This window comes from Paraburkholderia aspalathi, assembly GCF_900116445.1.
In the GTDB taxonomy this organism is placed as follows: domain Bacteria; phylum Pseudomonadota; class Gammaproteobacteria; order Burkholderiales; family Burkholderiaceae; genus Paraburkholderia; species Paraburkholderia aspalathi.
On the sequence record NZ_FPBH01000022.1, the window covers coordinates 12,568 to 25,106 of the forward strand.

10 protein-coding genes are annotated in these 12,539 nt (G+C 61.3%); 5 read left to right on the forward strand and 5 right to left on the reverse strand.

The annotated features are described in order from the left end of the window. Position 1: 1 nt before the first annotated feature. Together BM438_RS28420 and BM438_RS28425 are read right to left on the reverse strand one after the other, a co-directional pair. The gene (locus BM438_RS28420) at positions 2-670 is read right to left on the reverse strand and encodes a haloacid dehalogenase type II (RefSeq protein ID WP_093641185.1); all 669 of its coding nucleotides are present in this window, start codon (positions 668-670) and stop codon (positions 2-4) included. A 299-nt stretch (positions 671-969) separates the two neighbouring features. Beyond that, positions 970-2,460, reverse strand: coding sequence for an aldehyde dehydrogenase family protein (locus BM438_RS28425; RefSeq protein WP_093641188.1), 1,491 nt, complete (start codon positions 2,458-2,460; stop codon positions 970-972). A 278-nt stretch (positions 2,461-2,738) separates the two neighbouring features. Between BM438_RS28425 and BM438_RS28430 the strand changes: the two genes are divergently transcribed. The 4 genes from BM438_RS28430 to BM438_RS28445 all read left to right on the forward strand — a co-directional run bounded on the left by BM438_RS28430 (position 2,739) and on the right by BM438_RS28445 (position 6,698). Then, positions 2,739-3,611, forward strand: a complete 873-nt coding sequence (locus BM438_RS28430) for a GNAT family N-acetyltransferase (RefSeq protein WP_093641190.1) — start codon at positions 2,739-2,741, stop codon at positions 3,609-3,611. 6 nt (positions 3,612-3,617) lie between these two features. Continuing rightward, the gene (locus tag BM438_RS28435) at positions 3,618-4,544 is read left to right on the forward strand and encodes a 2-hydroxyacid dehydrogenase (RefSeq protein WP_093641193.1); all 927 of its coding nucleotides are present in this window, start codon (positions 3,618-3,620) and stop codon (positions 4,542-4,544) included. 205 nt (positions 4,545-4,749) lie between these two features. Further along, positions 4,750-6,147 (forward strand): aspartate aminotransferase family protein, encoded by a 1,398-nt coding sequence (locus BM438_RS28440; RefSeq protein WP_093641196.1) that lies wholly within the window; start codon positions 4,750-4,752, stop codon positions 6,145-6,147. Positions 6,148-6,200: 53 nt separating this feature from the next. Then, the gene (locus BM438_RS28445; RefSeq protein WP_054039304.1) at positions 6,201-6,698 is read left to right on the forward strand and encodes an Lrp/AsnC family transcriptional regulator; all 498 of its coding nucleotides are present in this window, start codon (positions 6,201-6,203) and stop codon (positions 6,696-6,698) included. 12 nt (positions 6,699-6,710) lie between these two features. Here the strand turns inward: BM438_RS28445 and BM438_RS28450 are convergent, their stop codons facing one another. The 3 genes from BM438_RS28450 to BM438_RS28460 form a co-directional block, all read right to left on the reverse strand. Beyond that, positions 6,711-8,996, reverse strand: a complete 2,286-nt coding sequence (locus BM438_RS28450; protein WP_208620715.1) for an LPS-assembly protein LptD — start codon at positions 8,994-8,996, stop codon at positions 6,711-6,713. Positions 8,997-9,142: 146 nt separating this feature from the next. Continuing rightward, positions 9,143-9,544, reverse strand: coding sequence for a hypothetical protein (locus tag BM438_RS28455; protein WP_093641202.1), 402 nt, complete (start codon positions 9,542-9,544; stop codon positions 9,143-9,145). After that, a complete protein-coding gene (locus BM438_RS28460; protein WP_093641205.1) occupies positions 9,537-9,716 on the reverse strand; it encodes a hypothetical protein in 180 nt (59 codons plus the stop codon). Before BM438_RS28460 ends, BM438_RS28455 begins: the two co-directional genes overlap by 8 nt. Before the next feature lie 335 nt (positions 9,717-10,051). On the opposite strand from BM438_RS28460, the gene bamA reads away from it, so the two are divergent. Next, positions 10,052-12,361 (forward strand): outer membrane protein assembly factor BamA, encoded by a 2,310-nt coding sequence (bamA, locus tag BM438_RS28465; RefSeq protein ID WP_208620716.1) that lies wholly within the window; start codon positions 10,052-10,054, stop codon positions 12,359-12,361. The last annotated feature ends 178 nt before the right edge of the window (positions 12,362-12,539 follow it).

The window sequence follows — 12,539 nt, forward strand, 5'->3', positions numbered from 1 at the left end:
CTTACAGGCCGAGTTCCGCGGCCAGATGCGGAATGTCGTTGACTTCGTAGTACTGGTAGTACGGCGTCGACGGTTCGTGGCCGCGCTTGACGAAAGCCTTGTGCTTGATGCCCAGGTCGTGTGCGGTCATCAGGTCGTAGCGCAGGCTCGACGACACGTGCAGCACGTCTTCCGGATTGCAGTTCAGTTGGTCGAACATGTATTCGAAGCCTTGCATGCGTGGCTTGTACGACTGCGCCTGCTCTGCCGTGAAGACGGCGTGGAACGGCGCGCCGAGCTTGTCGACGTTGCTCTGGATCTGGTTGTTCGACGCGTTCGAGAGAATCACCAGCTTGTACTTCTTCGCCAGACGCGAGAGGCCTTCCGGTACGTCCGGATGCGGACCCCAGGTCGGCACCGCCGTGTAGATCTTCTCGGCTTCCACTTCATTGAATTCGACATTCATGCGCTTGCAGGCGCGGCGCAACGCATTGACGACCACGTCGCGATACGGCTTCCATGCACCGAGCACTTCGTCACGACGATAGCCGGAGTAGAACGTAACGAGCTTCTCCAGGTCGTCGCCTTGCAGCACATGGCCGAACATTTCGCGGGTCATGTCGGCCATGCGAAATTTGGTCAGCGTGCCGTAGCAGTCGAAGGTGATGTACTTCGGTTCGAAATCGATCATGGTGCAGTCCTATCGTGGTGGTGAACTCACATTGAGTTCAGTGACGAAAACAGTTCAAGCTCACTTCTGTTAAAGATTTAATCAGCGCAAAAACATAGATGTTCCTGATTAGGGCGCCGCTGATGACACAAACCATGCGTTTTGAGGCCGCTGCGCAGCACAGTCTGCGGTGGGTGGGCTGAAAGCCCCGTCCGTATTGGCTTTGCGGGATTCGGCTCTGGCCGGTTCGTTGCACGGACCGGTGAAAGCCGAACCCGTGAAACCGCGTACGGGTTTCCGCTTACGAGTCCTTGCTGACATCAAGGCCGCAAGTCGATCAACACGCTCTTGAAGCGCAGGTTTGCCTCGTAAGCCTGGCGACCGAGGTCCTTGCCGATGCCCGAACGCTTGTAGCCACCGGTGGGGATCATGAAGTCGGAAGTCCGGCCGTAGCGGTTGACCCAGACCGTTCCCGCTTCGAGGCCGCGCACGAGGCGCAGCGCCCGGCCGAGGTCGGCGGTGTGCACACCGGCAGCGAGGCCGTACTCGGGATGCTGGGCGAGCGCGAGCGCTTCTTCTTCGGTGTCGAAGGTTTGCAGTGTCAGCACGGGGCCGAACACTTCTTCGCGCACGGCTTCGGAGTGAGCGGTGACGTCCGTGAGCAAGGTAGGTGTATAGAACGCACCATTCGCCCCAACGTCGGCTCGCACGCCGCCAAAGCGCAGTGTCGCCCCCGCCTCCAGCGTGCGCCCGACAATTCCTTCGATGCGCGCCGCCTGTGGCGCGGAGATGATCGGCGACAACGTCGTGCCAGCGGCCCACGTCGCACCAGGTTTCAACTCGGCGAAGACCTTGCCGATGCGCTCGGCGAGCGGTTCCGCCAGGCTTCGCTCGACCAGCAGCCGCGAACCCGCCACGCACACCTGGCCAGCATTGCCGGTAATAGCGCCGGCGATCCGGCGCGCCACGTCGTCGAGACGCGGGGCGTCGGCGAACACGATTTGCGGACTCTTGCCGCCCAGTTCGAGCGTGACCGGCTTCGTGCCGCTGTTGGCGCAGGCTGCCATGATCGCGGCGCCGGTACGCGTGGAACCGGTGAAGGTAACTTTGCTGATCTTCGGATGGCGCACCAGTTCGTCACCGGTGACACGGCCATCGCCCTGAATCACGTTGAAGATGCCGGCCGGCACACCCGCCTGCACGGCCAGTTCGGCGAGCCGCAACACCGAGAACGGCGTCATTTCCGAGGGCTTCAGCACGACGGCATTGCCCGCCGCCAGTGCAGGCGCGATCTTCCACGACGCCATGACCAGCGGGAAATTCCATGGCGCGATCGCCCCGATCACGCCGTACGGTTCAGCGATCGTCATGCCGAGGTGGTCATGATCGGTCGCGGCCACGTCTCCCCCCACCTTGTCGGCGAACTCAGCGTAGAAGCGAATACCTTCGGCGGTGAACGGCACGTCCCAGCCCACTGCCTGAGCAATCGGACGCGTCGAACCGAGCGCCTCCAGACGGCCCAGGAACGGCGCATCGGCTTCGACCAGCTCGGCGAAGCGGCGCAGGATCTTCGCGCGCTCGCGCGGCGCCATGCGCGCCCAGCCGCTTGTTCTGAAGGCTTGCCAGGCGTTCTCCACCGCGCGGTCCACCATCTCGCCGCCGGCGACCGGCACGGAGGCATAGATCACGCCGTCCGAGGGGCGCGCCACCTCGATGCGGCGCTCACCGCCGCGCTCGCTCTCGTCGACATACTCACCGCCGATAAAATGCCCGCTGCGAATCGCGACGTCGTCCGGATTGAAGCTGTCCATGAGAAGGGTCTCCTGTGTGACTGCTGTGGGTCCCGGGCGGTGCGTCTCGAGCGCGCCGCCGCCATGGCAAAATCGTAGAGCCGCAGGCGCGGCATATATCGCCGACAAAAATCCCCACGCAGCAGAACACGCTTGTAATGCACGATGAAACGCGGCGTTTTGCATCGATTTGCGATGCGGCCCTCTCGAGCGGCCCGGATAAAAAGATCGTCCTAGTCACACCGCGCACCGAATGACAAAGTGACGGCGTAAGCCTTCAGCCATCCAGGGAGTACGGCGTGTCCGATCCGATTACCTACAGACGCTTTACCCACGAGGACATCCCCGCCGCGCATGCGTTGACGGTCGAGCTCAAATGGCCGCATCGCCCGGACGACTGGAGATTCGTCGCTCAACTTGGCGTGGGCTTCGTCGCGGAAGATGCGAGCGGCGTGATCGGCACGGCGTTGTGCTGGAAATACGGCGCCGACCGGGCCTCGCTCGGAATGGTGATCGTGTCCCCCGAGCAGCAAGGGCGCGGCATCGGCCGGAAGTTGATGGAGTTGGTGCTGGAAGAACTCGGCGGCCGGGTCACGTTGCTGCACGCCACCACGGCGGGGCAGCCTTTGTATGAAAAGCTCGGCTTTCGCGCGATCGGCACGATCGACCAACATCAGGGCGCCGCATTTCAGCCGCCCCTCGTTTCATTGCCGCCTGGGGAGCGCCTGCGCCCGCTCGGTTCGAGCGATACGGCTCGGCTGGTCGAACTGGCCTCGCAGGCAAGCGGTCTGGATCGCGGAGAAGTCTTGCCCGCCCTGTTGAGCGCCGCCGATGGAATCGCCCTCGATCGCGACGGCGAACTGGTCGGCTTTGCCCTGTTTCGCCGCTTCGGACGGGGCTTTGCGATCGGACCGGTGGTCGCCCCAGAGTCAGAAGATTCCAGTCGCGCCAAAGCGTTGATCAGCCACTGGCTCGCGCTGAACGAAGGCGTGTTCGTGCGTATCGATACGCCGGGCGAAAGCGGGCTGACCGAATGGCTGGAGCAGTTAGGGCTGCCGCGGGTGGATACGGTGGTCAAAATGGTTCGGCATGCCACGCCGGCCGATCTTGCGGCCGCCCGCAAGGACGCGCCCTATCTGCAATACGGCATCATCAACCAGGCAATCTGCTGATCCACCATGGCCTTCCTTTATAAAGCCGACCCGGCGCGTGGTGCGCAATGGGCCAAACTTTTCGCGCAGAAAGCACCGAACCTGCCGTTCCACGTCTGGCCCGATCTCGGTGACCCGGCCGCGATCCGCTACCTCGCCGCCTGGCAACCGCCGGAAGATCCCACCCGCACCTTCCCGAACCTCGAAATCGTGTTCTCGGTCGGCGCGGGCATCGACCAGTTCGACCTGTCGGGCGTGCCGGCGCATATCCCGGTGGTACGGATGATCGAGCCCGGCATTATTGAAGGGATGGTCGAGTACGTCACGCAAGCCGTGCTGACGATTCATCGCGATCTGTTCGACTACGGCCATCAGCAACAACAGCAAATCTGGCGTGAACTGCCCGCCCAGCCGGCCAGCGCTCGCCGCATTGGCGTGCTGGGACTCGGCGTGCTGGGCACGGCGGTGCTGGAAAAGCTGCGGCTGTTCGGCTTCACCTGCGCGGGTTGGAGCCGTTCGCCGCGCGAGATCGAAGGCGTCGATTGTTATGCAGGCGAAGGCGCACTAGATGCGTTTCTCGCCCGCACCGACATTCTGATCTGCCTGTTGCCGCTCACGCCCGCCACACGCGGCCTGCTCGATGCTGAATTGTTCGCGAAGCTGCCGCGCGGCGCGTCGCTGATTCAAACGGGGCGCGGTCCGCATCTGAATCAGCCCGATCTGCTGGCAGCGCTGGACAGCGGCCAGTTGCACAACGCCATTCTCGACGTCACCAATCCCGAGCCGCTACCCGCCGGTCATCCGTTGTGGACGCATCCACGTGTGCGTCTCACGCCCCATATCGCCAGCTCGACACGGCCCGAGAGCGCCGTCGACGTGGTGCTCGAGAATCTGCGCCGCCATCGCGAAGGCCTGCCGATGCTCGGTCAGATTGACCGGACCCAGGGATACTGACTCCGGGACACTGAGCGCGGCGCCGCGGCGCTGAATGAAACGCCCGCCCGTCGCGGCTTTTCAGCGTCCGCAGCAGAAAATGCTGAGGTCACACGTCAAAACGCGTCGGACGCGCTTTTCAGGCATTTGTTTAGGTGAGCAGGCGATTGCCCTGGGTCAGTAGTATGGAACGGTCAACAGCCCTTTCCCGCGACGAGAACCCATCATGCCGATCCATTCGCTCATTGAAGCCGACCGCAAGCATCTGATTCACCCGGTTATCAACTACCGCGTGCACGAAGCCCGCGGCGTCACCGTCCTCGAGTCCGCCAGCGGCGCGTTCCTGCGCGACGCGGCCGGCAACGAACTACTCGACGCCTTCTCCGGCCTGTGGTGCGTGAATGTGGGCTACGGCCAGCAAAGCATTGTCGACGTCGCCACCGAGCAGATGAAGAAACTGCCCTACGCGACCAGCTATTTCCATTTCGGCTCGGCCCCGGCGATCGAACTGGCGCAAAAACTGGTGGAAGTGTCGCCCGCTTCGCTGCAACACGTGTACTTCACGCTCGGCGGCTCCGATGCAGTCGATTCGGCCATCCGTTTCATCACGCACTACTTCAATGCGACCGGCCGGCCGTCGAAGAAACACATCATCGCGCTGCAACGCGGCTACCACGGCTCGTCGACGATGGGTGCGGGGCTCACCGCCTTGCCAGCCTTCCACCGCAATTTCGATCTGCCGCTGCCGAACCAGCATCATCTGCCCTCGCCGTACGCGTACCGCAACGATTTCGCCGACGACGCCGCATTGATCGCCGCCTCGGTGGCCGCGCTCGAAGCGAAGGTGGCCGAACTCGGCGCGGACAACGTCGCAGCCTTCTTCTGCGAACCGATCCAGGGCTCGGGCGGCGTGATCGTGCCGCCGGTCGGCTGGTTGAAAGCGATGCGCGAAAGCTGCCGTAAGCTCGGCATTCTGTTCGTCGCCGATGAAGTCATCACCGGTTTTGGCCGCACGGGTCCGCTGTTCGCGTGCCAGGGCGAGAACGTCGAACCGGACCTGATGACGGTGGCAAAGGGTTTGACCTCCGGCTATGCGCCGATGGGCGCCGTGCTGATGTCTGATGAAATCTATCAAGGTATCGCCGATGGCGACGCCGAAGCGATCGTCGGCCACGGCCATACGTATTCGGCGCACCCGGTCAGCGCGGCAATTGGCCTCGAAGTGCTGCGCCTCTATCACGAAGGCGGCCTGCTTGCGAACGGCGTGGCACGCGGCCCGCGTTTCGCTCGCGGCCTCGACGCGCTGCTCGCGCACCCGCTGGTGGGCGACTCGCGCCATCGCGGCCTGCTCGGCGCACTCGAACTGGTATCGGACAAGGACAGCAAGACCGGATTCGATCCTGCGCTGAAACTGTCCGAGCGGATCGCTGCGGCGGCGTATGAAAACCGCCTGATTTTCCGCGCGTTCGGCGACAATATTCTCGGCTTTGCGCCGGCGCTCTCGTACACCGAGGCCGAGTTCGATCTGCTGTTCGAACGCCTCGAAAAAACCCTCGACGACGTTCTGGCGCAAGCCGATGTCCGGGCCGCGCTGAAGGTCAAAATTCATGCCGCTGCGTGCTAGAGTAGAGGGCCCTTCGAGACCCTCTCACCCATCGCCGGAGCGATAACGTTACGATGAGCAGCGACAGCAAGCTGGACCGGATTGACCTGCGCATACTTTCCCAGTTGCAGAAGAAAGGCCGCATAACCAACGTCGAGCTTGCCGACGCGGTCGGCCTTTCGCCCAGTCCTTGCCTGATCCGGGTCAAGCGTCTGGAGAAGGCCGGCTACATCATCGGTTACGGCGCACAGATCCAGCTCGAAAAGCTCGGCGACGTGCAGATCGTGTTTACCGAAGTCACGCTCGCCGATCATCGGCGGGAAGACTTCATCAAGTTCGTGAACGCGATCAAAGACGTCGACGAAATCGTGGAGTGCCATCTGGCGAGTGGCGGCTACGATTACCTGCTGAAGTTTGTCACTCGCAGCGTGAGCCACTACCAAAGCATCATCGAGGGTCTGCTGGAACGCGATATCGGCATCGAGAAGTACTTCAGCTACGTGATCATCAAGTCGCCGTTCGTGAAGAGTCACTATCCGCTCGAAACGCTGTTCTCGCAGAACCACAACTAGTCCAGCAGCCCCTTACGGATAATCGCTAAACCGGGATGTCGGTTCGGTTTCCGTTGTCGCCGGTGTATAGCCTGGCACATTCGCGCGAAACTGATTGAGCAGACCGTTATCGACCTGCGAAAAGCCTTTGAGCTGAAGTTGCATCAACACACGCGTGCCGGTGCTGGGCGACGTGGTCGAGCTGGTGGCGTTGGTGTATTTCTCGAACGCCACGCCGAGCGACCAGCAATCCGCATCGTATTGAAGTCCCAGCAGGCCCGCGATCAGCCGGTGGGCGCTCATGTCGTAATTGACGCGCGCCACGCTCACAACGTTGTGCATTAACGGCCATTGCTCGGACACGATGAACTGATTGACCGGTTGATAATCGAGCGTGGTGTTGGCGCGCGTATAGCGATACGCGACATTCAACACCTCCCGTGAAGCCGGCGACCAGCCAAAGCCGGCTTCCGCATTCGTCAGATAGTGGTTGGCCTGGCTGTACTCCACGGCCTGTTCCGCTGAAAAACCCGCCCCCAGCTTGTACGACGCGCCGACAATCACACTCGTGCGCGCCACGGTGCCAATCGCATCGTCTGTGTTGAGCGTCACGCGGGGCGTACGAAAGTCGTACTGCTCTGCAAGGACGAAACGGGACCGCTCATCGCCGTTCGTCGCATCAATGAAGCGCGTCGTCAGCGCTGCCGTAACGCGGTTGGCATCGGACACCCGGTCATTGCCGACGAAGCTGTTCGGCATGAACAGTTCAGCCAACCCGAAATCGGCCGTAGCCGTATCGAACAGCGGCGCGTATGCCTGGTTGCGGTAAGGCGTGTACACATAGAACAGCCGCGGTTCGAGGGTCTGGATATACGACTGCCCGAAGAGCCGCACGCTTCGCTCGAAGCGCATACCCGAATCGAGGGTGAAGGTCGGCACGTTGACGTTAAACGTCTTGGGCTGCCCGGCGGGCGCATCCGATCCGATCGTAGTCAGGTCATACGCCGCGAAATGCCATGCGAGCTTCGGCGTGATGAACCAGCCTGGACGCTCGATCGGATAGCTGACGTAAGGGTTGAAAACGAAGCGGCTGCCTTGCGTTGCATCGGCCGACGAAATCGTGAAGCGCGTCGCATCCGCTTCGGCGCCGAAGTCGAAGCCCCCCACGTTATAACGCGCGTACTTAACATTGACCTGCGGTTCGCGGTTATAGGTCGAGTCGCTGGTAAAGGCCTGCCACCGTTGCTCGCGAGCCAGCACGCTCCACGGCCCGTTTGAGTAAGTCAAACCCGCTTCCTGCTGATACAGCGTGGTGGAGCCCGTCGGAAACGCAACACCCGACGCAAGGTCGGTGACCACTGTCGAGTCCGACACCCGGTTGTAATTGACGTAGGCGCCGAAGCCCGAGCCGAAGTTCCAGTTCTGTTTCAGCGCGATCGAGTAACGATCGGTGTTGGTGATCGCATCGTGTGGCAGCCACGCGACCGAGATCGTCCCCGAATCGTTCGGCTGCAGATAGCGGTAGTCCGCCGTCAACATCTCGCCTCGCTTCGACATGATGCGAGGCGTCAGAGTTAAATCGTAGTTCGGCGCGAGGTTGAAGTAATACGGCAACGCAACGTCGACACCATTGGTCGAACTGATCGAGAACGTCGGCGGCAGGAGGCCACTGCGACGTGCGCCGGACAAGGGAAACGATAGCCACGGGCTCGCCAGCAACGGCACGCCCTGGAAAAAAAGCACACCGTTGTGTGCGATTCCCTCATCGCCGCCGCTGTCGATGTCGAATTCGGAGGCCTTCAGATACCACGCGGGATCGGATTCGCATTGGCAAGTGCTGTACGTACCGTGATGAACGACCGTGCGCTCGCTATCGACCAGATCGACGCGTTGAGCACTACCCCACCCTCCCGTCAGATGAAACCGGTACTTCGGCACGCTCATGTAGCCTTCATTCGCTTCGACGTAGAAATGCGCGTCCGGGCCGTCGAACACATTGCCGTTGTCGACGAGTCGCACTTGTCCGTACGCGTCGACCTTGTCGGTATCGACGTCGTAGTGCAGCGCATCGCCTTTAACGATCGATGCGTAACGCCGCAGTTGCGCGTGACCTTTTAGCGAAACGTCGGTGTCGGTGGTCGCGGTCACCGAATCGGCGATGGCCGCAGTAACGGGTTTGTCGCCCGGCCGCAGGGGTTGCTCGGTCAGTTGCGGATCGAGCCGCAGACCCCAGACGCCGTCGAGCGGTTCCGGAATCGCAGACGCACCGACTAATTGCGCGTGCCCGGCAAGCGGCATGCATCCAGCCGTACCCAGCACGAAAGAAACGAGAGGCCTTAAGCGTAGGCGTCGAAATACACCGCGTAGTATCAAAACAGATAAGGATCGGAAAGGATGACAGACGCATCAAGGCGAACGGAAGCCCTGACTTGCGTCAGGATGAACAGCAGCGAATACACACTGCGCTATTGAAGTGTGACGTCCTTGGCGCGGGGGTCCGCTGGCGTGCCTGCCCCGCTCGCAGCGCCGCCCAGCGCCTGAAGCAGATAGGGAATCTGCTCCGCAGGCAACGAAAACGACAACCCCGCGCTACCGGACAGACGGAACCGGATCACCACCATTTCCATGCCGTTCAGCCGGCCGACTTCCCAACCCTGGCAGTGCAGCGCGAAGCCCATGTCCTGATTGTTATGAATCACGCGGTCGGCGTGTTCTATGGCGTTCGGCAGCGCCACCAGCAGGTCGTTGAGCACCGAACGGTGCAGCGCCGCCGTGGGTTGATTGCCGTGAATCAGCAGATATTGACCGTCCGCCGTCAACTGCATATCGGTGATCGAATTCAGCACGAAGGTCGACGGGTCAGACATGACGCGCGCCCTCCCCTGTAACCTCGTAGCGGCCTGCCGCCTCACTCACCGTGTCGCCGGGCACGGCGCGAAGCGTGCGCACCGATGCCATCGCAAGATGGACTGAATAGATCGGTGAGGAACTCACGCGCAAGACAGCAGCAAGAACCGCCGGTGAAAAAAATTCAATCATGACCACTTCTCCAGATCGCGTTACGCAGGTAGCGGAATCGACAATTTGACGATAGCAGTGCAAAGTCGCCGCCAGGTTACGCGCGGACTACGCTTCTTTTGAGTCTGTAACGCATTATTTCGAAGCTCGCGCTCCAATCGGCGTCAGCCTGCGCGGGTGCACGCTGCGCACCCTGGCGGCCGGAATGGTCGGAAAGTTTTCAGTAACGATCGGCAGAAAACGCGTCCCTATACTTCGCGCTTTCCAGTGTCATGGAACGTCGTTTCGAATGCGTCGCTTGCCTTCGAGCGCTCCCGTCTGCGCTCCGCGCGCTGCATCAGGACTGAAAACCCAAGATGAATCTTCAAGTTTTAACGAGCCGTATCGCCGGCGCACTCTCGCTCGTCGGTGTCGCGCTGACAAGCGGGGCAGCCCACGCAGCGCAGCCGTTCGTGGTGCAGGACATCCGGATCGAGGGCTTGAAGCGCGTCGAACCCGGTACCGTGTTTGCCTACCTGCCCATCAAGCAGGGCGCCACATTTGACGACGATAAGGCTTCGGAATCGATTCGCGCGCTGTACGCCACCGGCTTCTTCAATGACGTCAATATCTCGACCGAAGGCAATGTCGTCATCGTTCACGTTCAGGAGCGCCCCGCGGTCGGCACGATCGACTTCGCCGGCATTCACGAGTTCGACAAGGAAAATCTGACCAAGGCACTCGGTGCGGTCGGGCTTTCGCAAGGCCGCTACTACGACAAGGCGTTAGTCGATAAATCCGAGCAGGAGTTGAAACGCCAGTACCTGACGCGTGGCTACTATGCCGCCGAAGTGACCACCACGATCACGCCGATCGACCGCAACCGGGTCGCGATACTGTTCTCGGTCGCAGAAGGGCCGAACGCGAAGATCCGCCAGATCAACTTCATCGGCAACAACGTTTTCAGCACGGACACGTTGCGCGACGAAATGCAGATGTCCACGCCGAACTGGTTCTCGTGGTACACGAAGAACGACCTGTACGCGAAAGACAAGCTGACCGGCGACCTGGAGCGCATCCGCACGTACTACCTGAATCGCGGCTATCTGGAGTTCAACTTCGAGTCGACCCAGGTATCGCTTTCGCCGGACAAGAAGGAGATGTACCTCACGGTCACGCTGCACGAAGGCGAGCCGTACACGGTTTCGTCGATCAAGCTCGCCGGCAATCTGCTCGATCGCGAAGCCGAGCTGAAGAAGCTGGTCAATATCAACCCCGGCGAGCGTTTCTCCGCTGAAAAATTACAAGCCACTACCAAGGCGATCGTCGATAGGCTCGGCGAATACGGTTACGCGTTTGCCACTGTCAATGCGCTGCCGCAGATCGATCAGGAACATCACAAGGTCGACCTGACGCTGCAAGTGGACCCGAGCCGCCGCGTGTACGTACGTCACATCAACGTGGTCGGCAACACCCGTACGCGTGATGAGGTGGTGCGCCGCGAAATGCGTCAGCTCGAAAGTTCGTGGTTCGATTCGAACCGACTCTCGCTGTCGAAAGACCGGGTCAACCGTCTCGGCTACTTCACGGACGTGGACGTCACCACGGTGCCGGTGGAAGGCTCACCGGACCAGGTCGATGTGGACGTCAAGGTGAGCGAAAAGCCGACCGGCGCGATTACCTTGGGCGCGGGTTTTTCGTCCACCGACAAGGTGGTGTTGTCAGCCGGGATTTCGCAGGATAACGTGTTCGGTTCCGGCACCAGCCTCGCCGTGAACGTGAACACCGCGAAGACCTACCGCACCCTGACCGTGACGCAAACCGATCCGTATTTCACGGTGGACGGCATCAAGCGGATCACCGACGTCTACTACCGCACCTCCTATCCGCTTTACTACTACACCGACACGAGTTTCCGGATCATCACCGTGGGTGCGGATCTGAAGTTCGGCATTCCGTTCTCCGAATCCGATACCGTTTACTTCGGCGCCGGCCTCGAACAGAACCGGTTGTCCATTGATTCGTCGACACCGCAGAGCTACAAGGACTACGTAGCCGAATTCGGCAGCGTGGTGAACAACGTGCCGCTCACCGCGGCCTGGGCTCGGGATAACCGCGACAGCGCACTGGTGCCAAGCCGCGGCTATTTCTTCCAGGCCAATGGTGAAGTGGGCACACCGGCTGGCAACACCGAGTACTACAAGACCGATGTGCAGGCGCAGTATTACTACTCGTTCTCACGCGGTTACATTCTCGGCTTGAATTTTCAAGGTGGCTACGGCAACGGCTTCGCCGGAAAAGCCTATCCGATCTTCAAGAATTACTACGCGGGTGGTATCGGCTCGGTACGCGGCTACGAATCGGGCTCGCTCGGCCCGACCGACAAGACGACCGGCGACCCGATCGGCGGCTCGCGCATGGTCGTGGCCAACATCGAGATGACCTTCCCGCTGCCGGGCAGCGGCTGGGACCGCACGCTGCGCGTCTTCACCTTCATGGATGCGGGCAATGTCTGGGGCACAGAAGGCAACAGCAATGGCGCCAACGGCCTGCGGTATAGCTACGGCGCGGGTCTTGAGTGGATTTCGCCGATCGGCCCACTCAAGCTGTCGCTGGGTTTCCCGCTGATCAGACACTCCACCGACAAGTACCAGGTATTCCAGTTTCAGATCGGCACATCGTTCTGATCACGCCGTTCTGCTTTCCAACACCCGCGGTCATGACATGAAGACCGCGGGCGTTATCTGCATCATTCCTTCCCGCTTTCAGCCGCGCAGAGGCGCCCAACCGGTATGACCCGGTTCGGTGCCCGCTCAAAGCACCGCATCTGCGCCCTCCCGCCCCAAGTTCACAAAGTCTCCTTAT

Excerpts from the sequence above, each read along its gene's own strand:
- BM438_RS28420 (WP_093641185.1), bottom strand. The coding sequence starts at position 670 with ATGATCGATTTCGAACCGAAGTACATCACCTTCGACTGCTACGGCACG.
- BM438_RS28425 (WP_093641188.1), bottom strand. The coding sequence starts at position 2,460 with ATGGACAGCTTCAATCCGGACGACGTCGCGATTCGCAGCGGGCATTTT.
- BM438_RS28435 (WP_093641193.1), top strand. The coding sequence starts at position 3,618 with ATGGCCTTCCTTTATAAAGCCGACCCGGCGCGTGGTGCGCAATGGGCC.
- BM438_RS28440 (WP_093641196.1), top strand. The coding sequence starts at position 4,750 with ATGCCGATCCATTCGCTCATTGAAGCCGACCGCAAGCATCTGATTCAC.
- BM438_RS28445 (WP_054039304.1), top strand. The coding sequence starts at position 6,201 with ATGAGCAGCGACAGCAAGCTGGACCGGATTGACCTGCGCATACTTTCC.
- BM438_RS28455 (WP_093641202.1), bottom strand. The coding sequence starts at position 9,544 with ATGTCTGACCCGTCGACCTTCGTGCTGAATTCGATCACCGATATGCAG.
- BM438_RS28460 (WP_093641205.1), bottom strand. The coding sequence starts at position 9,716 with ATGATTGAATTTTTTTCACCGGCGGTTCTTGCTGCTGTCTTGCGCGTG.
- bamA (WP_208620716.1), top strand. The coding sequence starts at position 10,052 with ATGAATCTTCAAGTTTTAACGAGCCGTATCGCCGGCGCACTCTCGCTC.